This window comes from Stutzerimonas stutzeri, assembly GCF_002890915.1.
Lineage (GTDB): Bacteria > Pseudomonadota > Gammaproteobacteria > Pseudomonadales > Pseudomonadaceae > Stutzerimonas > Stutzerimonas stutzeri_AF.
In genome coordinates this window covers 221153-241034 of record NZ_POUT01000005.1, presented here as the reverse complement: position 1 = coordinate 241034, position 19882 = coordinate 221153, and the positions used below count along the sequence as shown (strand labels likewise).

17 protein-coding genes are annotated in these 19882 nt (G+C 67.1%); 8 read left to right on the top strand and 9 right to left on the bottom strand.

All coding sequences use genetic code 11. The features are described 5' to 3' along the window. Nucleotides 1-19 precede the first annotated feature (19 nt). Complete coding sequence (locus tag CXK94_RS11470; protein ID WP_102894444.1) at nucleotides 20-1807, bottom strand: KinB sensor domain-containing domain; 1788 nt, start codon at nucleotides 1805-1807, stop codon at nucleotides 20-22. Continuing rightward, a complete protein-coding gene (gene algB / locus CXK94_RS11465; RefSeq protein ID WP_102894443.1) occupies nucleotides 1804-3150 on the bottom strand; it encodes a sigma-54-dependent response regulator transcription factor AlgB in 1347 nt (448 codons plus the stop codon). Before algB ends, CXK94_RS11470 begins: the two co-directional genes overlap by 4 nt. Before the next feature lie 321 nt (nucleotides 3151-3471). On the opposite strand from algB, the gene CXK94_RS11460 reads away from it, so the two are divergent. The 4 genes from CXK94_RS11460 (at nucleotide 3472) to CXK94_RS11445 (ending at nucleotide 6188) form a co-directional block, all read left to right on the top strand. Next, a complete protein-coding gene (locus tag CXK94_RS11460) occupies nucleotides 3472-3903 on the top strand; it encodes a ferritin-like domain-containing protein (RefSeq protein WP_037042991.1) in 432 nt (143 codons plus the stop codon). Between the two features lie 173 nt (nucleotides 3904-4076). Next, nucleotides 4077-4313: a hypothetical protein gene (locus CXK94_RS11455; protein WP_037042989.1), complete on the top strand. Its 237-nt coding sequence runs from the start codon at nucleotides 4077-4079 to the stop codon at nucleotides 4311-4313. Between the two features lie 109 nt (nucleotides 4314-4422). Further along, nucleotides 4423-4593, top strand: coding sequence for a DUF1328 domain-containing protein (locus CXK94_RS11450; RefSeq protein ID WP_014854442.1), 171 nt, complete (start codon nucleotides 4423-4425; stop codon nucleotides 4591-4593). Between the two features lie 365 nt (nucleotides 4594-4958). Then, nucleotides 4959-6188, top strand: a complete 1230-nt coding sequence (locus tag CXK94_RS11445) for a nucleoside recognition domain-containing protein (RefSeq protein WP_102894442.1) — start codon at nucleotides 4959-4961, stop codon at nucleotides 6186-6188. Between the two features lie 19 nt (nucleotides 6189-6207). Here the strand turns inward: CXK94_RS11445 and CXK94_RS11440 are convergent, their stop codons facing one another. The 5 genes from CXK94_RS11440 to CXK94_RS11420 are packed head-to-tail and all read right to left on the bottom strand — an operon-like array spanning nucleotide 6208 to nucleotide 11516. Next, a complete protein-coding gene (locus CXK94_RS11440) occupies nucleotides 6208-7230 on the bottom strand; it encodes an AbrB family transcriptional regulator (RefSeq protein ID WP_102894441.1) in 1023 nt (340 codons plus the stop codon). A 1-nt stretch (nucleotide 7231) separates the two neighbouring features. Then, nucleotides 7232-8746 (bottom strand): tripartite tricarboxylate transporter permease, encoded by a 1515-nt coding sequence (locus CXK94_RS11435; protein WP_102894440.1) that lies wholly within the window; start codon nucleotides 8744-8746, stop codon nucleotides 7232-7234. Between the two features lies 1 nt (nucleotide 8747). Beyond that, on the bottom strand, nucleotides 8748-9191 hold the full coding sequence (locus CXK94_RS11430; RefSeq protein ID WP_037042984.1) for a tripartite tricarboxylate transporter TctB family protein: 444 nt from the start codon (nucleotides 9189-9191) through the stop codon (nucleotides 8748-8750). Nucleotides 9192-9251: 60 nt separating this feature from the next. Beyond that, complete coding sequence (locus tag CXK94_RS11425) at nucleotides 9252-10226, bottom strand: tripartite tricarboxylate transporter substrate binding protein (RefSeq protein WP_102894439.1); 975 nt, start codon at nucleotides 10224-10226, stop codon at nucleotides 9252-9254. A 27-nt stretch (nucleotides 10227-10253) separates the two neighbouring features. After that, nucleotides 10254-11516 (bottom strand): OprD family porin, encoded by a 1263-nt coding sequence (locus CXK94_RS11420; RefSeq protein WP_102894438.1) that lies wholly within the window; start codon nucleotides 11514-11516, stop codon nucleotides 10254-10256. A 181-nt stretch (nucleotides 11517-11697) separates the two neighbouring features. Between CXK94_RS11420 and CXK94_RS11415 the strand changes: the two genes are divergently transcribed. After that, entirely contained in the window at nucleotides 11698-12369 is a 672-nt protein-coding gene (locus CXK94_RS11415; protein ID WP_102894437.1) for a response regulator, read from the top strand. Continuing rightward, nucleotides 12362-13762, top strand: coding sequence for a sensor histidine kinase (locus CXK94_RS11410; RefSeq protein ID WP_102894436.1), 1401 nt, complete (start codon nucleotides 12362-12364; stop codon nucleotides 13760-13762). The genes CXK94_RS11415 and CXK94_RS11410 overlap by 8 nt, the downstream gene beginning before the upstream one ends. Nucleotides 13763-13773: 11 nt before the next feature. Here the strand turns inward: CXK94_RS11410 and CXK94_RS11405 are convergent, their stop codons facing one another. Next, complete coding sequence (locus CXK94_RS11405; protein WP_102894435.1) at nucleotides 13774-15360, bottom strand: methyl-accepting chemotaxis protein; 1587 nt, start codon at nucleotides 15358-15360, stop codon at nucleotides 13774-13776. A gap of 155 nt (nucleotides 15361-15515) precedes the next feature. Further along, nucleotides 15516-15686 (bottom strand): hypothetical protein, encoded by a 171-nt coding sequence (locus CXK94_RS22420; protein ID WP_164838485.1) that lies wholly within the window; start codon nucleotides 15684-15686, stop codon nucleotides 15516-15518. Nucleotides 15687-16046: 360 nt separating this feature from the next. Between CXK94_RS22420 and CXK94_RS11400 the strand changes: the two genes are divergently transcribed. Both CXK94_RS11400 and CXK94_RS11395 read left to right on the top strand, forming a co-directional pair. Then, complete coding sequence (locus CXK94_RS11400; protein WP_037044578.1) at nucleotides 16047-17012, top strand: TAXI family TRAP transporter solute-binding subunit; 966 nt, start codon at nucleotides 16047-16049, stop codon at nucleotides 17010-17012. A 119-nt stretch (nucleotides 17013-17131) separates the two neighbouring features. Then, nucleotides 17132-19684, top strand: coding sequence for a TRAP transporter permease (locus CXK94_RS11395; protein WP_102894434.1), 2553 nt, complete (start codon nucleotides 17132-17134; stop codon nucleotides 19682-19684). Nucleotides 19685-19882: the final 198 nt, after the last annotated feature.

Sequence of the window (19882 nt, the reverse complement as noted above, 5' to 3'; positions counted from 1 at the left end):
GTTGGCGGGGGCTCGCCGATCAGATCGGCAGTGCGACGTAGAAGATGGTGCCGTGGCCGATGCGCGAATGCACACCGATGCGCCCGCCATGCAGCTGGGCGATCTCCTTGCACAGGGCCAGGCCCAGGCCGGCGCCACCGCGGCGGCGGCCGATCTGCACGAATGGCTCGAAGATGCGCGCCTGCTGGCTGTAGGGAATGCCCTCGCCGTTGTCCTCGACGCTGAGGATCATCCGCTCGCCATGGTGGCGCGCCAGCAGGCGCACTTCGCCGCCCTTGGGCGTATGCCGCAGCGCGTTGCTCAGCAGGTTGTCCAGCACCCGCTCCATCTGCTGGCGATCGAGCAGCAGGCTCGGCAGGGGCTGCTGCAGTTCCAGCTGCAATTGCACGTCCTGCCCGGCCGCGGCGACCTCGAAGCGCTGGCGGGCTTCCTCGAGCAGCTCGGGGATGTCGCACTGCTCCAGTTCCAGCTTCTGCTGGCCGCTCTGGTAGCGCGAGAAATTCAGCAGGTCGTTGATCAGCCGGACCAGCCGCTGCATCTCCTCGTGGACGGTGTCGAACAGATCGGACTCGCGACTGCCCGGCGGGTAGTGCATGCGCTCGCGTAGCAGACTGAAGGCCATCTGCATGCCGGTGACCGGAGTGCGCAGCTCGTGGGAGGCGCGCAGCACGAACTCATTGCGCACGCGCTCGAAGGTGCGCTGGTCGGTGACGTCGTGCAGCACCATCACGGCGCCGCTGATGCTGCCGTCGTGATGATTGACCGGGCTGATGCGCCAGGCCAGCAGGCGGCGTTCGCCGTCGGCTTCGATGACCAGGTCCTGCGGCGGGCCGGACAGCGGCTTGTCATTCAGCACCTGGCGCGCGGCGTCGTCCAGCTCCGGAGAGCCGAGCGCCTCACCCAGGGTCGCGCCCAGGTGTTCGGTTTCCCAGGCCAGTTGCCGTTGCGCCACCGGGTTGGCATGTTCCAGCCGGCCCTGGCGGTCGATGATCAACAGGCCGTCGTCGATGCTGTCGAGCAGTGCCTGCAGGCGCTGCTGGCCGTTGACCAGCGCCTCCACGTTGGTCTGCTTGAACTGGTGCAAGGCTTGCGCCATCAGGCCGAAACGGCGGCTCAGAGAGGAAAGCTCGGCGATCGGCGGGCGCGGCAGCTCGATGTTGAAGTCGCCGCGACCGATCTGGTCCGCCGCTGCCGACAGCCGTTCGATCGGTTCGCCGAAGCGCCGGGCGAAGCTGTGCGCGGTGATGAAGCCGATCAGCAACACGGCGATGGCGGTGAGCCCGAGCAGGCCGGCCAGGAGCGCCGCGCGGTCGCGGCTGCGCAGCTCGGTGTCGCGGATCCTGTCATAGGAACTGCGTTGCATGTCCGCCATCAGGCCGCGCACCTGATTGAAGGCCTGGCTCAGCGCGTTGTCCTCCAGCAGCGTCCAGCTCTGGTGGCGCGAGGCGTCCAGCTCATCGAGGAAGTTGGCGTAGGCGCTGGCGATGGCCTGGAATGCCTGGCGGTCGCCCTCGTCGGTGGCCTCGGCGATGCCGCGTTCGAGGGCCTGCTCGAACGACTGCCGCACCGAGGCCAGCGCCTCGTCGTTGCGTTGCTGGCCGGCCAGGATGATCAGGTGGTTGCCCAGCGCCTGGCGCAACTGCTGGTTGATCTCGATGATGCCGAAGTTGTTGCGGATCAGTTGTTCCTGGCTCTTGGCCATCTGCATCACGCTGACCAGCGCCAGCACCAGGCCGAGCAGGGCCACCGTCATCAACGCCGAGAACCCGAGGAACAGACGGGTTCTCAGCTTCATCTGGAGTTTCATAGGCCGTACTGCTTGCGCTTTCGGTAGAGGGTCGAGGCGTCGATGCCGAGAATGCGTGCGGCCTGCTCGAGGGTGTCGCTGGTGCTCAGCACGCCGGCGATATGTGCTTTCTCCAGCGCCTCCAGGCTCAGCGGTTCGCCGATCCGGGGCGCATTGCCGACGGCCTGTTCGCCGAGGCCGAGATGGCTGACCTCGATCATCTGCTGTGGGCAGATGATGCTGGCGCGCTCCACCACGTTCCGCAGTTCGCGCACGTTGCCCGGCCAGCGGTAGGCCTTCAGCGCGGCGATCGCGGCATCGCTGAAGCCGCGTGCCGGGCGCCCGTAGTTCTTCACGAAGGAGGCCAGGAAGCGCTCGGCCAGCGTCAGCACGTCCTCGGGGCGCTCGCGCATCGGCGGCAGGTTGAGGGTGATGACGTTGAGGCGGTAGAGCAGATCCTCGCGGAACTTGCCCTCGCGCACCATCTCCTCGAGGTTGAGGTTGGTCGCGGCGAGGATGCGTACGTCGGCGCGGCGGGTCACCGGATCGCCGACGCGTTCGTATTCCTTGTCCTGGATGAAGCGCAGCAGCTTGGGTTGCAGGGCCAGCGGGAAGTCGCCGATCTCGTCGAGGAACAGTGTGCCGCCGTCGGCCTGGTTGACCCGGCCGAGGGTGCTTTCGGTGGCGCCGGTGAAGGCGCCGCGATTATGGCCGAACAGCTCGCTTTCCATCAGGTCGGCCGATAGCGACGGACAGTTGATGGTGACGAAGGCCTTCTTCGAACGCCGGCTCCAGGTGTGGATGGCGCGCGCCAGTTCGCCCTTGCCGGTGCCGGATTCGCCGAGGATGAGGATGTTGGCGTCGGTATCGGCCACCTGGCGGGCGGTCTCGAGTACCGCCATCATCGCCGGGCTGTGCGAGCCGATGGCATCGCTGCGCTGCTGCATCTCGCCTTCCAGCGCCTCCAGGCGCGCGGCCATCTGCCGGACTTCCAGCTGCTTGGCGGCGGACAGGCGCAACTGCTCGGGGCTGCACGGCTTGAGCAGGTAGTCGGCGGCGCCGGCTTGCATGGCGTCCACCGCGGTATCCACCGCCGAATGCGCGGTGACGATCACCACGCGCATCCAGGGCGCCAGCATGCGCATCTGCTGCAGGACGTCGAGGCCGTTGTCCTCGCCCAGGCGCAGGTCGAGAAAGCACAGGTCGAACACTTGGCGTTGCAGGATCGCTTCGGCCTGTGCTGCGCTGGCGGCGGTCATCACCGTGTAGCCGCGATCTTCCAGGCAATAGCGGAATGTGCGCAGGATCGCCGCTTCGTCATCCACCAGAAGGATGCGTCCGCCGTTGTCTGTCGTTTGTTCCATGGATGCTCCCATCAGATAAGGCGAAACAGTTGTGTCGGCAAAACCTTATTGCTTTATGGCGCCGCCAGGCGTCGGCAGGGGGTGCCCGCTGCGCTCTTGGTGCGTGCTTTAGTCTATGAAAAGTCTTGCAAGTTGCACGGTGCGGGAAAGCCTTTCCTGCATGCTGCATACCGGCGGGCGTGACTGCCGTACGCAAGTGCCTGATTTTGCGCAGCGTGCGCGACGGGGCGGCTGGCATGCGGCTTGCGACCCAATGGCTATACGCGCCCCATCGCCGCAGGCGATTCGGGCACCAGTCGCAACCCGTTGTGAGGAGGTCCCATGAACCAAGCCATGAATCAGCTCAACGAGCTCATCGAGGTCACCCGCGATGGCCAGCGTTTCTACCAGCATGCCGCCGAGCAAGTAAAGGATGTCGAGTTGCAGCACCTGTTCCGCGACATGGCCCAGGCCAAGACGCAGGTGATCCAGGCGCTGGCGGTCAAGGTCGCGGCGAGCCACGAGCAACCATCGCAGGGCGGCACGCTGTTCGGGCACATGCGCGAGCTGTATGCCGATACCCGCGCGCATGTCGGCAACCACGATACCGCCTATGTCGATCAGCTGGAGCAGACCGAAGAACGCATCCTCCATGCCTTCGAGGACGCCTTGGAGGATGCCGAGCCCGACGTCCGCGCACTGCTGGCCATCGAATTGCCGCGGCTCAGGACCTGCCACGAGCGCATGCGCAAGGTGAAGCAGAGCCGGCATTGAGTCTCGTGCAAAACGCCCGAAGCGAAAGGGCGGCTCGTGCAAATTAAGTGGAGAGATGATCCGATAAATAGCGTAACTAATTGAAATTAAAGGATAAAAATAAGGATCGTGTCTGGCACGAGGCCTGCAACCACTCCAGCAACGAAGTTCGCCATGCTTAGAAGGAGTTGAGGATGAATCGCCAAGCCCGCTTTTCATTGGCCAGCAAGGGTTTCCTCTCGGCAGCGGTGGTCATGCTGATCATGGGTGCCGAGCGGCCGATGTCGCAACCGCTCAGCCAGGCGCAGCAGCATTCCGCGGAACGAATCCGCATGTATGACGCTCAACCAGTAGAGCTCATGCGGACCGGCCAGCAGCCGCAGGCAAGCGACTACCGCCAGGTGCGGTCTGAGCAGCGCTGGGTGTTCTGAGCAACGAAGGGGACGTACGAGCGAACCAGCACGGATGCGTAACCAATCGATACCGGTCGGCGCGACCCGATCCGTTGAGAACCGTTCCTGAACCGAGAGGAGTCACACCATGCTGAGTTGGGCCATTACCTTCCTGATCATTGCCATCATCGCCGCGGTACTGGGCTTCGGTGGTATCGCAGGCACTGCTACAGGCATCGCCAAGATCCTGTTCGTGGTCTTCCTGGTGCTGTTCGTGGCATCGCTGATCTTCGGCCGGGGCCGTGGACCGCGCATCTGATGCGATCGATAGCCGCCCGTGAAGGGCGGCTGCACTGCGAGGAGCTTCAAGGGCACGGGATGCCAGATTGCCGGATCGTGTTCGCGCCTTGCCGAAGGCGATCCCGAGTCGCGCAGCGTTTTTCGCAGATCGCTCGCGCGCTCAGCCTCCCCGCAACGGGGTGAACCAGGGGGTCGGGTCGCTTTGCCTGGCGAAGTGACCTAGGGGTACAGGGAGTACCTCCGTCAACGGACCGGGTTCGGCAGCGCTGCTGCCGGAGGTGGACACCGCTGCCATCTCCGGCGAGCAGCGTCGATGGTTCGCCCTGCCTACGCAAACGCTACCTGCACCGCTATCATCCCGGTCAGTTTCGACGGGAGAACGACATGCTCAACGGCCTCTGGCTGGGCTTTTTTCTGGTGGCCGCGGTGGCCGCGCTGGGGCGTTGGCTGATCGGTGGCGATCCCGCGGTGTTCGCCGCGCTGGTGGAAAGCCTGTTCGCCATGGCCAAGCTGGCCGTGGAAGTGATGATCGTGCTGTTCGGCACGCTGACGCTGTGGCTGGGCTTCCTGCGGATCGCCGAAAAGGCCGGGCTGATCGAATGGCTGGCGCGCCTGCTCGGCCCGCTGTTCCGCCGCCTGATGCCCGAGGTGCCCGCCGGCCACCCGGCGCTGGGGCTGATCACCCTCAACTTCGCCGCCAATGGCCTGGGCCTGGACAATGCCGCCACCCCCATCGGCCTGAAGGCCATGCGCGCCTTGCAGGAACTCAACCCGCTGCCGGCGGTGGCGAGCAACGCGCAGATTCTCTTTCTGGTGCTCAACACTTCCTCGCTGACGCTGCTGCCGGTGTCGATCTTCATGTACCGCGTGCAGCAGGGCGCCGACGACCCGACGCTGGTATTCCTGCCGATCCTGCTGGCCACCAGCGCCTCGTCGCTGGCCGGATTGCTGGCGGTCGCGCTGGTCCAGCGCCTGCGCCTGTGGGACCCGGTGGTGCTGGCCTATTTCGTGCCCGGCGCGCTGCTGCTGGGGGGCTTCATGGCGTTGCTGGCAGGGTTGTCGGCCACCGCGCTGGCCTCGCTGTCGTCGCTGCTGGGCAACCTGACCCTGTTCGGCCTGATCATCGCCTTCCTGCTGGTGGGCGCCTTGCGCAAGGTGCCGGTGTACGAGGCCTTCGTCGAAGGCGCGAAGGAAGGCTTCGACGTGGCGAGGAACCTGCTGCCCTATCTGATCGCCATGCTCTGTGCCATCGGCGCCCTGCGTGCCTCCGGCGCGCTGGACTTCGGTCTGCAAGGTATCCGCTGGCTGGTCGAGGGGCTGGGCTGGGACACCCGTTTCGTCGAGGCCTTGCCCACGGCGCTGGTCAAGCCGTTCTCCGGCAGCGCGGCCCGGGCGATGCTGATCGAGACCATGCAGAGCCACGGCGTGGACAGCTTCCCGGCACTGGTCGCGGCGACGGTGCAGGGCAGCACCGAGACGACCTTCTATGTGCTGGCGGTGTACTTCGGTGCGGTGGGCATCCAGCGCGCGCGGCATGCGGTGGGCTGCGCGCTGCTGGCGGACCTGGCCGGTATCGTTGCGGCGGTCGGGGTGTGCTACTGGTTCTTCGGCTGAAGACCCGCCGGGCGCGTGCTCAGGGCATCTTTCGCTGCCAGAGCCGGAACAGCGGCTCGGCGAGGAACATCACCAGGAACAGGCGAAGCACCTGCAAGGCGGTGACCAGCGCCACCGAGAGCTGCAGCGCATCGGCCGTCAGGCACAGCTCGGTGATGCCGCCGGGCATCATGCCGAGCATCAGCGACACTGCATCCAGCGCCGTCACGCCGCCCAGGCCCTTGGCCAGCGCGGCGGCGACCAGCATCGCCAGCAGGGTGAAAAGCAGGATGCGCAGCAGGAACGCTGGTGCACTGCGGAAGAACGGCCGGTCGAAGTGGCAGGCCAGCGAACAGCCGATCAGCCACTGGCCCAGCGCCCCGGCCCCGGCCGGCAGGCCGATGTGCAGATCGAAGATCACGCTGGCCGCCGCGCAGACGGTCAGCGGGCCGAGCATCCATGGATTGGGTTGGCCGAGTTTGCCCCACAGCAGCGCCAGCAGCACGCCGGCGGGCAGCAGCACGGCCAGCCAGAACCCGTTCACCGCCGCGGGTGGCGGCGGCGCTACCGGCGGCAGGCCCCAGGTGAACAGCGCCGGGACGATCAGCACCACCAGCAGCAGGCGCAGGCTGTGTGCGGCGGCAACCCGGGCCGGTTCGGCATCGTGGCGGCTGGCCAGGTTGACCATCTCGCTGGCGCCGCCCGGCATGCTGGCGAAGAACGCCGTGGCGCGGTCGCTGCCGCTGCGCAGCAGGATGACGATGCCGATCAGGCTCAGCAGCAGGGTGCCGAAGGCCCCGGCGAGGATCACGCCGAAATGGGCGAGCACCTGCTGCATCACCTCGCTGGTGAAGTGCAGGCCGATGGCGCTGGCGACGAGCCACTGGCCGGCCTGCCGGGCATGGGGCACCTCCGTCACCAGCCAGCCGCTGCAGCGTGCCGCGATCACCGCCAGCAGCGAGCCGATCATCCACGGCAGCGGCCAGTGGACCAGGCTCGCCAGCCAGCCGCCGAGCGCGCCGAGCAGCGGTGTCGCCCACCAGCCGGGCAGCCGGCGGCGCATCTCAGGCCTGTGCCTCGAACATGCCGCCGCGGCGGCGCTTGAGCCACCAGCGAATCCCCGGCATGGCCAGCATCAGTGCCGCCAGGGCCCATAGCGCGAGGGTGATCGGGCTGCCCCAGAGGATGCCCAGCTCGCCGTTGGAGATCGACAGCGCGCGGCGCAGGTTGTCTTCCATCATCTCACCGAGGACGAAACCGAGGATCAGTGCCGACAGCGGGAAATCGAGCTTGCGCAGCAGGTAGCCGAACACGCCGAGGCCGACCATCAGCACCAGGTCGAACACCGTGCTATGCACCGAGTACACCCCCACCAGGCTGATCGCGGTGATGGTGGGCACCAGCACCCAGTTGGGCACGCTGAGCATGCGTGAGAATAGGCCAACCAGCGGAATGTTCATCACCAGCAGGATCACGTTGCCGATGAACAGCGAGGCGATCAGGCCCCAGACCACGTCCGGCTGCTGTTCGAACAGCAGCGGGCCGGGGGTGATGTTGTACAGCGTCAGCGCGCCGATCATCACCGCGGTGGTGCCCGAACCCGGCACGCCGAGGGTCAGCATGGGGATCAGCGAACCGCAGGCCGAGGCGTTGTTGGCGGCTTCCGGTGCCGCCAGGCCGCGCAGGTCGCCATCGCCGAAGCGGCCCTTGTCGCCGGCCATGCGCTTCTCGCTTATGTAGGTCATGGCGCTGGCGATGGTCGCCCCGGCGCCCGGCAGGGTGCCGATGACGAAGCCGGCCACGGCACTGCGCACCATGGTCCAGAAGGTCAGGCAGAACTCATTCAGGTTGAACAGCAGCCGACCGCTGGCCTTGACCGCCTGCTGCCCGCTGTGGGTCTTCTCCAGCATCAGCAGGATCTCGCTGACGCTGAAGAAGCCAATCACCACGATGACGAACTGGATGCCGTCGGACAGGCTGACGCTGCCGAAGGTGAAGCGGTAGACGCCGGTGGTCGAGTCGACACCGACGGTGGCCAGGGCCAGGCCCATCAGCGCGGCCATCAGGGTCTTCACCGGCTTGTCGCCGACCATGCCGCCGAGGCAGGCGATGGCGAAGATCATCAGCACGAAGTATTCCGCCGGGCCGAAAGCCACCGCCCACTTGGCCAGCAGCGGGGCGAACAGCACCACGCCGCAGGTGGCGATGATGCTGCCGATGAACGAGCTCACTGCCGACAGCGACAGGGCGATACCGGCCTTGCCCTGGCGCGCCAGCGGGTAGCCGTCGAGGGTGGTCATCACCGCCGCGGCATCGCCCGGCACGTTGAGCAGGATCGCCGAGATACGGCCGCCGTATTCGCAGCCCAGGTACACCGCGGCGAGCAGGATCAGCGCGGTCTCCGGCGGCAGGCCGAGGGCGAAGGCCAGCGGCAGCAGCAGCGCTACGCCGTTGATCGGGCCGAGGCCCGGCAGCAGGCCGACCACGGTGCCGACGAAGGCGCCGAACAGCGCCACCAGCAGGTTGGTCGGCCGGGTGGCGACATCGAAGCCCTGCAGCAAGAAATTCAACGTTTCCATTTCAGTTCTCCAGTACGCGCAGCAGGCCCAGCGGCAGCGGCACGTCCAGCAGGTAATCGAACAGTCCGTAGAGCAGCACGCCGAGCAGCACGCCGCTGATCACGCAGGGCCACAGCCGGCCGTTGAACAGCAGGCCGAGGGCGAAGCCGGCCAGGGCGGTGGTGATGACGAAACCGAGGATTTCGAACAGCAGGGCATAGGCCAGCAGCACCAGCACGCACAGCACGGCCCGGAGGGCCATGGTCCAGTCGAACGCGGGCGTCGGCTCGCCGTGCGGCTTGCACAGCAGCCACGCCGCGCCGCAGCCCATCAGCAACAGCAGCAGCAGCGGGTAGGCGCGCGGGCCGACCGGGTCGTAGGCGAAGGGTGCCTCGAAACCCCAGGCGAGCAGGGCGAGGCCGGCGCAGGCGAGCAGCCACGCCGCGGCGAAGACACGTACGTACATGACGGGATACCTCAGGATGCGACGGCCCGGCCCCAGTGAGGGCCCGGGCCGGGTTCTCGGTTACTTGACCAGGCCGAACTCGCCGGCCAGCGCCTTGTAGTCCTGCACCTGCTTCTCGACGAAGGCCTTGAGCTCATCGCCGGTCATCGACAGCGGGAACAGGTCGCGCTGCTCGCGCAGCTTGGCGAAGTCCTCGTCGGCCAGCAGGCTGTCGAACTGGCTCTTCCACCAGTTGAAGTCCTCGTCGGAGACTTCCGGCCCCATGTAGAAGCCGCGGATCACCGGCCAGCTGATGTCGTAGCCCTGCTCCTTGGCGGTGGGGATGTCGGCCAGCTTGCCCGGCAGGCGCTCGTCGGAGAGCACGGCGAGGATACGGATCTTGCCGGCGTCGAGCTGCGGGGTGACTTCGCCGAGGCCGCTGGAGGTGACCTGCACATGGCCGCCGAGCATGGCGGTGAGCGTCTCGCCGCCGCCCTCGAAGGCGACATAGCGCAGCTTCTGCGGATCGACCCCGGCGGCGCGGGCGATCAGTGCGGTCTGCATCCAGTCCTGCCCACCGATGGTGGCGCCGGCACCGAACACCACGCTGCCCGGGTCCTTCTTCACCGCGGCGATGAGATCGTCGAGGTCCTGGTAGGGCGCATCGGCACGCACCGAGATGGCGCCGTAGTCGGTGCCGACCGCGGCCAGCCAGCGCACCGCGGTTTCGTCGTAGCGACCGAACTTGCCCTGCGCGAGGTTGAGCAGCGAACCGCTGGAGAAGGCGGTGATGGTACCGGCCTCCGCGGCGCGCTGGGCGACCACGGCGTTGTAGGCCACCGCACCGACGCCGCCGGGCATGTAGGTGACGCGCATCGGCGCCTTGAGCAGGCCGCCGTCCTTCAGGCCGCTCTGGGCCAGCTTGCAGGTCAGGTCGAAACCGCCGCCGGGCTTGGCCGGGGCGATGCACTCGGGGCGCTTGGGCTCGGCCAGCAGCTGGCTGGAGAGCAGCAGGCAGGACGACAGCAGGGCGATACGGCTGAGTGTGGTTTTCATCGGGTGTTCCTCGCGTTCTTGTTCTGTTTACCAGATCGGCAGGCTGTAGCTGACGATCAGACGGTTCTCGTCGGCGTCACGGGCGAAGTCGGAGCGGAACATCGCGTTGCGCCAGCGCACCGCCACGTTCTTCAGCGGGCCGCTCTGCACCACGTACTTCAGCTCGATGTCGCGTTCCCATTCGCTGCCGTTGCTGCCGCCCGCGTATTCGGCGTTGTCGCCGGAGATGTAACGGGTCAGGAAGGTCAGCCCGGGGATGCCCATGGCGGCGAAGTTGTAGTCGTAACGGGCCTGCCAGGAGCGCTCGTCGGCGTTGGCGAAGTCGTTGATCTGCACGAAGTTGACCAGGAACGGATCGCTGCCATCGATATAGGCATAGCCGGTATCGCCGCGCATCTGCTGGTAGCCGAGGCTGACCTTGTGCCCGCCGAGGCTGTAGCCGAGCATGCCGTTCCAGGCCTGGTTGTCGATCTTGCCGGCGTTGGCCGCGCCGCTGTCGTCGCTGAACATCACGCGCAGGTCGGCGCTCAGCGCGGAGTTGTCGCTCAGCGGCTTGACCGCCAGCAGGCCGAAGAAATGCTGGTGGTACACGTCATCCAGCTCGCCGTAGTAGTAGCGGCCGGTGAGGTTCTTGTTGAAGGCGTATTCGGCCCCGGCGAAGGTCAGGTGATCGGCCTCGGCGGCACTGGCGAAACGGCTGTTCTTGTTGTTCAGATGCAGGTCCTGGGAGTTGGTCGAAGCGCGGTCGATGACCTTGTCCAGGCGCCCGCCGATCAGCGTCAGCCCTTCGATATCCTTGGAGGTGGCGGTGCCGCCTTCGAACACCTGCGGCAGCGTGCGGCTGTCGCTGGCCTTGACCACCGGCAGCTCCGGGATGTGCGAGCCATAGCGCAGCTCGGTCTCGGCGATCTTCGCCTTGGCGGTCAGGCCCAGGCGGCTGAACTCGTCCGGGGTGCCGCCATCGTCCTGCACCGGCAAGAGGTCGGTGCCGGCGCGACCACCGCCGGCGTCCAGCTTGACGCCGAGCATGCCCAGTGCATCCAGGCCGACGCCGACGGTGCCTTCGGTGAAGCCGGACTGCACGTCGAGGATGAAACCCTGGGTCCACTCTTCGCGCTTGGACTGGGCGGTGCCTTCGCGGAAATCGCGGTTCAGGTAGATATTGTGGGTCTGCAGGGTTGCACTGCTGTCTTCGATGAACGCGGCCTGGGCGAGCGGCGCCAACGAGGCGGCGGCAACGGCGAGCGCGAGACGAGCAGGAGCGGGTGAGCGTCTGACGGCAGTCAGCATCGGGGTATCTCCACTATTGTTTTTGTTGTGACGGCGCATGCGCCGCGCGGGGTGGATCGAGCCACCTGTAAGCGATCCTATGGGGTCAAGCTTTCGCCAGCCTTTCAGTGTCGAAAGCCTGCGGCGACGCTTGCCGTCTGCCGCTACACTGGCGCCCCGTCGCAATGGCAGAGGACAGGCAATGCGGATTCTTCTGGTCGAGGATCACCCCCAGCTGGCCGAGAGCGTGGCGCAGGCGCTGCGTGACGCCGGCTGGACCGTGGACCTGCTGCACGACGGCATCGCCGCCGACCTGGCGCTGGCCAGCGAGGACTACGCGCTGGCGATTCTCGACGTCGGCCTGCCGCGGCTGGATGGCTTTCAGGTGCTGGCGCGCCTGCGCGAGCGCGGCAAGACACTGCCGGTGCTGATGCTCACCGCGCGCGGCGAGGTCAGCGATCGCGTGCACGGCCTCAACCTTGGGGCCGACGACTACCTGGCCAAGCCGTTCGAGCTGTCCGAGCTGGAGGCGCGGGTCAAGGCGCTGCTGCGGCGCAGCGTCGGCGGCGGCGAGCGCCAGCAGCGCTGCGGCGTACTGATCTACGACCTGGACGCGCGGCGCTTCAGCCTGGCCGACGAGCCGCTGGCGCTGACCTCCCGGGAACAGGGCGTGCTCGAGGCACTGATCGCCCGTCCCGGCCGGGTGATGAGCAAGGATCAGCTGGCCGCCCAGGTGTTCGGCCTGGACGAGGACGCCAGCGCCGACGCCATCGAGATCTACATCCACCGCCTGCGCAAGAAGCTCGAGGGCCAGCCGGTGCGCATCGTCACCTTCCGCGGCCTGGGCTACCTGCTCGAGGCGCTCGATGGCTGAGCCGCCAATTGCCGGCAGCCTGCGTGCCCGGCTGCTGCGCCGGCTGGCGATCCTGCTGGCGCTGCTGCTCTTGTTCAGCGGCTGGAGCGCCTACTGGAACGGCCGCGCCGCTGCCGACACCGCCTACGACCGCACCCTGCTGGCCTCGGCCCGGGCCATCGCCGACGGCCTGGTGGCCAATGACGGCAAGCTGCGCGCCAACGTGCCCTACGTGGCGCTCGACACCTTCGCCTATGACAGCGCCGGGCGCATCTACTACCAGGTGCTGGATACCGAGGGGCGGCTGATCAGCGGCTACGAAAACCTGCCGGCGCCTGCCGCCGACACCCCGCGCACTGACGATTACCCGGCCCTGGCGCGCTTCTACGATGGCGAATTCCAGGGTCAGGGCGTGCGCCTGGTGAGCCTGCTGCAGCCGGTCAGCGAACCGGCGCTCAACGGCATCGCCGAGATCCGCGTGGCCGAAACCCTCGGCGCCCGTGAACGCATGGCGCGCAGCCTGCTCACCGATACCCTGTGGCGGGTCGGGCTGATGGCCGTCGCCGCGCTGCTGCTGGTATGGCTGGCGGTGAGTGCCGCGCTGCGGCCGCTGGGCCGGCTCAGCGAGGCGGTGCAGGAGCGCGCACCGGACGATCTGCGGCCGCTGCCACTGGTCAGCGTGCAGCGTGAGCTGCGCCCGCTGGTGGTCGCGCTCAACGGCTTCACCGAGCGCCTGCGCGGCCAGTTCGAACGCCAGGCACGCTTCATCGCCGACGCCTCCCACGAGCTGCGCACGCCGCTGGCGGCACTCAAGGCGCGCATCGAGCTGGGCCTGCGCGACGCCGATCCTCCCGCCTGGCGCAGCACGCTGGAGGACGCCGGGCAGAGCACCGACAAGGTCATCCACCTGGCCAATCAGCTGCTTTCCCTGGCGCGCATCGAGAGCGGCGCGCAGGCCATCGCCGAAGGCGGCGCGCAGCGCCTGGACCTCTCGCAGCTGGCCCGCGAGCTGGGCCTGGCCATGGCCGCGCTGGCGCACCAGCGCGGCGTCGCCCTGGCGCTGGAAGCCGAGCGGCCGGTGTGGGTCAGCGGCGAGCCGACGCTGCTCAGCGAACTGCTCAGCAACCTCGTGGACAATGCCCTGGCGCATACCGCCGCGGGCGGCAACGTGGTGCTGCGGGTGCTCGACGGCGGCGTGCTCGAGGTCGAGGATGACGGCCCGGGCATCCCGCTGGAGGAGCGCGACAGGGTCTTCGCGCGGTTCTACCGGCGCGACCATCGCGGCCAGGGCGCGGGGCTCGGCCTGGCCATCGTCGGCGAGATCAGCCGCGCCCACCGCGCCGCCATCGAGCTTGCGCAGGGCCCGCTCGGCGGGTTGCTGGTGCGGGTGCGCTTTGTGCCGAGCGAGGTCTGAGGGCCGCCCGCTCAGGCCCGGCGGCGTCCCCAGAACTGCTGGACCAGCTCCTGCATGCCATCTGCCAGGCGGGCCATGCCCGAGGCGCTTTCCTGACTCTGCAGGCCGGTTGCCACGTGCTGGTCGGAGCCGCCGCGGATGCTTGCGATGCTCTGGTTGATCTCTTCGCTGACGGCGCTCTGCTGTTCCACCGCGGCGGCGATCTGGCTGCTCATCGCGCTGATTTCGTTGACCCGGCTGTTGATGCCATGCAGCGACTGCTCGGCCTCGCCGGCATGGCCGACGCTGTGCTGCGCCTGGTCGCGGCTGCGCTGCATGACCTGCACCGCCTCCCGCGCGCCGGCCTGCAGCGTGCCGATCATGCTCTGGATATCGGCGGTGGCCGATGAGGTGCGCGAGGCCAGCCCGCGCACCTCGTCGGCGACCACGGCGAAGCCGCGGCCCTGCTCGCCGGCGCGCGCCGCCTCGATGGCGGCGTTGAGCGCCAGCAGGTTGGTCTGCTCGGCGATGCCGTGGATGACGTCGAGCACGCGGCTGATCTCCTGGCTGTGCGCCTCCAGCTGGTGGATGACGTCGGTGGCCTGCTGGATATCGTCCGCCAGGCGCACGATGCTGCTGCCGGTAAGGCCGACGATCTGCCGGCCACTGGCCGTCTCGCCATCGGCCCGCGCCGCCGCCTCGGCGGTGCGCTGGGCATTCAGGGCGACCTCCTGGACGCTGGCTGCCATCTGGTTGATCGCGGTGGCGACCTTGTCGGTTTCCTGCTGCTGGCGCGAGGCGCTCTGCGTGCTGCCCTGCATCGCGGCGAGCAGTTCGCGGGCATGGTTGCTGAGCAGGCCGCTGGAGTCGGCGATGCGCCCGACCATGGCGGCGGCTTCGGTTTCCAGCATCTTCATGGCGAAGGCGATTTCGCCGATCTCGTCGCGCCGGCCGGTGTAGATCCGCTGGCTGACCGGATTGTGCCCGACCTGCCGTGCCTGCCACGCCAGCCGCCGCAACGGGGCGAGCGCCAGGCTGCCCAGGGCGGCGGCGCCGAGGCTGCCGAGCAGGATGCCGGGGGCCGCGGCAAGCAGCGGCACGCCGCCGAACAGGGCGCCCAGGGTGCCGCCGAGCACGACGCCGAGCGCTGCCAGCAGGCCGACACGGGCGCGCATGCCCAGCTGGAGCTTGCTCAGGAACGCGGCGCCCGGCTTGTCGCGCAGCTGGCGGTAATAGGCTTCGGCGGCACGGATCTGCTCGGGCTGTGCCCGGGTGCGCACCGACTGGTATTCCACCACCCGACCGTTGCGGCTGACCGGCGTGACGAACGCGCTGACCCAGTAGTGATCGCCGTTCTTGCAGCGGTTCTTGACCAGCCCCATCCAGGATTGCCCGCCACGCAGGCAGCTCCAGAGATCGGCGAAGGCCTGCGACGGCATGTCCGGATGACGCACGATGCTGTGTGGCTGGCCCCGCAGTTCCTCTTCGCTGAAACCGCTGATAGCGACGAAGTCCGCATTGGCATAGGTGATTTCGCCACCCAGGTTGGTGGTCGAGAGGATGTTGGCGTGGTCGCTGACGTTGATTTCGTGGCCGGTGACCGGCAGGTTCGTGCGCATGTTGGCGTTATCTCCCATGAATAAAAGGGCGGTTAACGCAAGGGAATATCGGCGCTGCATCGTCGGCCCGTCAGCGGACCCGGCAGCGCTCTTGTCTTGGACGCGGTGAGCGTCTGTGTTGTTTCCGTCATGCCGGGATCGTTGTCCGGTTCCGCTCATGCGGGGTCGCTATCGGCCTGCGGCTCCTCCAGTTGCTCGAGCAGGTCCAGCAGGCGCCGCCGAAGCTGCCCGAGTTCCCGCGACTTGAAGGAGTGGCGGGTTCTCTCGAGGACCTGGATGGTTTCTTCCAAGGCTGCCCGCAACTGGGTGGTCTCGTCGCTCGGCATGGGCGTTCACCGCGGCGCAGTACGGTATGCAAGTTTCATGACTGTCTCGTGTCGTCCGTGGCGTTGCGGCGATGTCCGGTGGCAACGAAAAAGGCGCCGGCGATGGCGCATCCGACAGGATGGCCACGGCAGGCGCCTCAGCTATCAGGCCCTTACGTCCTGAGCGGTAAAGCAGCTTTCGTATTACGAAACTAGTGGCAGTCTGCCATTGTCGGGATGATGGAACAAGCCCGCCGGCTGCATGCCCTGCGGCAATCGGTCAGGGCGCTGTTCGTTGTCCGCAACGCTGCTAGACTCCCAACACCGCGCAGACTCACAAGGGATGCCGGGCATTCGAAAACAACCAAAAGGAGTGCATCCATGAAAGGCAAATCCTTGGCATGGATCTTTACCGCTGCACTGGCGGGAACCGGCCTGAGCGGTATGGCGCAGGCGCAAGAGAAGTTCGTCACCATCGGCACCGGTGGCCAGACCGGGGTCTACTACGTGGCGGGGCAATCGATCTGCCGCTTCGTCAACCGCAACGCCGAGAACCTCAAATGCAATGCGCCTGCCAGTGGCGGCGGCGTGGCCAACGTCAACGGCCTGCGCAGTGGCGAGTTCAATTTCGGCATCATGCAGTCCGACCACCAGTACAAGGCGATGGAAGGCGCCGTACCCTTCGAGAAAGAAGGGAAGATGGACGACATCCGTGCGGTGTTCTCCCTGCAGAGTGAAGTCTTCACCGTGCTTGCGCGTCGTGACGCCAACATCAAGGGCCTGGATGACCTCAAGGGCAAGCGCGTCAATATCGGCAACCCCGGCTCCGGCCAGCGCGACACCCTCGAAGAGATCATGAAGGAGAAGGGCTGGAACAAGTCGGTGTTCTCGCTCGCCGCCGAACTGAAGCCGGCCGAACAGGCCAGCGCGCTGGGCGACAACAACATCGATGCCATGACCTACTTCGTCGGCCACCCCAACGGCGCGATCCAGGAAGCGACCACCACCGTGGATGCCGTACTGGTACCGATCACCGGCCCGGAGATCGACAAGCTGCTGGCGGAGAAGAGCTACTACACCAAGGCCGAGATTCCCGGCGGCCTGTACAAGGGCAACGACCAGCCGACCCAGTCCATCGGCGGCAAGGCCGTGCTGTCGACCACCAGCAAGGTCGACGCCGAAGTCGTCTACCAACTGGTCAAGTCGGTGTTCGAGAACATCGAGCGCTTCCAGCGCCTGCATCCGGCATTCAAGGACCTCAAGCCGGAAGAGATGATCAAGGTCGGTCTGAGTGCGCCGCTGCATGAAGGCGCCGAGCGCTACTACAAGGAACGTGGCTGGTTGTAAGGCGCGAGCGGTCGTCCCACCGGGCGGCCTTGCTGGCAATGCCTTAGCCCGAAAACCCGTGCGCCGGCCGGCCACGGGTTTTTGCGGTTTCCGTTACCTGAAAAAACAGGCCTCATTTCATGCAAGACAAACAACTGTCCACCGAGGAACTGATCGCCCAGGATGTCGGTGCGCGCCTGCCCACCGGCGCGATGGCCGCGGTCATCGCCGGGCTCGCGCTGCTCTGGTCGCTGTTCCAGTTGTGGATCGCCTCGCCGCTGCCGTTCGTCCTCGGCTTCGGCGTGCTGAATGACACCGAGACCCGCTCGATTCACCTGGCCTTCGCCCTGCTGCTGGCCTTTCTCGCCTACCCGGCTTCCAAGCGCTCGCCGTGCGACCGGGTACCGCTGCTGGACATCGCCCTCGGGCTGGTCGCCGCGGCCAGTGCCGCCTACCTGTTCATCGCCTACGAACAACTGGCGCAGCGCCCCGGCAACCTGACCACCCTGGATCTGCTCACCGCCTGCGTCGGCATTCCGCTGTTGCTGGAGGCTACCCGTCGCGCGCTCGGCCCGCCGCTGGCGATCATCGCGCTGGTATTTCTCATCTACAGCATCGCCGGCCCCTGGATGCCCGGCCTGCTGGCCCACCGCGGCGTCAGCTTCACCGCGTTGGCCAATCACCAGTGGATCACCACCGAAGGCGTGTTCGGCATCGCCCTCGGCGTTTCCACCAGTTTCGTCTTCCTGTTCGTGCTGTTCGGCGCGTTGCTCGAACGTGCCGGCGCGGGGCATTACTTCATCCAGCTGGCGTTCAGCCTGCTCGGGCATTTCCGCGGCGGTCCGGCCAAGGCGGCCGTGGTGGCTTCCGGCATGACCGGCCTGATCTCCGGCTCCTCGATCGCCAACGTGGTCACCACCGGCACCTTCACCATCCCGATGATGAAGCGCACCGGCTTCTCGGCGGAGAAGGCCGGCGCGGTGGAAGTCGCCTCCTCGGTCAACGGCCAGATCATGCCGCCGGTGATGGGCGCCGCGGCGTTCCTGATGGTCGAATACGTCGGCATTCCCTATGTCGAGGTGATCAAGCATGCCTTCCTGCCGGCGCTGATCTCCTATATCGCGCTGGTCTACATCGTCCATCTGGAATCGCTCAAGCTCGGCCTGCAGGCGCTGCCGCGGGCCAATGTGGCCAAGCCGTGGATGCAGCGGCTGATCGGCTTCGCCTTCGGCGCGGCGTTGATTTCCGGGTTGTCGCTGGGGGTCTACTACGGCCTCGGCTGGCTCAAGCCGGCGCTCGGCGATGCCGCGCTGTGGGTCATCGGCGCGCTGCTGGCGCTGGTCTATCTGGGGCTGCTGAAGATTGCCGCGAGCAACCCGCCGCTGCCCCACGAAGACCCGAACATGCCGCTGGAGAAGCTGCCCGAGACGCGTCCGGTGCTGCTTTCCGGCCTGCATTTCCTGTTGCCGGTGGTGGTGCTGGTGTGGTGCCTGATGATCGAGCGGCTGTCGCCCGGCCTGTCGGCGTTCTGGGGGTCGGTGATGCTGGTGATCATCCTGCTCACCCAGCGCCCGCTGCTGTCGTGGCTGCGCCGTGACGGCAACCACCGCGACGGCACCTTCGTCGATGGCGTGATCGACCTGCGCGAAGGCCTGATCGCCGGTGCGCGCAACATGATCGGCATCGGTATCGCCACCGCGGCTGCCGGCATCATCGTCGGCGCGGTGTCGCAGACCGGCGTCGGCCTGGTGCTGGCCGATCTGGTCGAGCTGCTGTCGATGGGCAACCTGCTGCTGATGCTGCTGCTCACCGCGTTCCTCAGCCTGATCCTCGGCATGGGCCTGCCGACCACCGCCAACTACATCGTGGTGTCCAGCCTGCTGGCGCCGGTGATCGTGGCGCTGGGGCAGCAGAACGGGTTGATCGTGCCGCTGATCGCGGTGCACCTGTTCGTCTTCTACTTCGGCATCATGGCCGACGTCACGCCCCCGGTGGGCCTGGCCTCGTTCGCCGCGGCGGCGGTGTCCAAGGGCGATCCGATCAGGACCGGCATCACCGCCTTCTACTACAGCCTGCGCACCGCGGCGCTGCCGTTCCTGTTCATCTTCAACACCGACCTGCTGCTGATCGGCGTGGATTTCTGGCACGGCGTGCTGATCTTCCTGGTGGCCACGCTGGCGATGCTGATCTTCGCCGCCGGCACCCAGGGCTATTTCCTGGTGCGCAGCCGCTGGTACGAGAGCCTGCTGCTGTTGCTGGTGGCCTTCACCCTGTTCCGCCCGGGGTTCTGGATGGACATGCTCCACGACCCCTACCAGGACATCCCCCCGGCGCAATTGGTCGAGGCCCTGGGCGGGGTGGACGAGGACAGCCAGCTGCGCCTGCGCGTACGCGGCGAGGACGCGGTGGGCGATCCGCGCGAATTCGTCCTGCTGCTGGCGATCCCGGATGGCGCCTCCGGCGAGGAGAAGCTGGAGAAGATCGGCCTGGTGACCTACGAGGACGACGGCAAGCTGCTGGTCGACAGCGTCGCCTTCGGCAGCCCGGCGGCCGAGGCGGGACTGGAATTCGACCAGGAGATCCTCTCGGTACGTGCGCCGACCGACCGCTGGCAGAAAGAGATCATGTGGGTGCCGGGCTTGCTGCTGTTCGGCCTGATCGTCTGGATGCAGCGACGGCGCAAGCAACGCTGATCGCGACCTCCAACCCCGGCCGTGCTCGCGCATCGCCGGGGTTCTTTTTGCTCAAGAGGACGTAGGAGCAGGCCATGCCTGCGAACGAGGTCGATGCACCCGCGTGGCTGCCCTTCGCGGGCATGGCCCGCTCCTACGAGAGCCGACTCCGGGGCGATGCTTTCAAGCAAGCCGTGACATGGATGCGTGCCTCGTTCG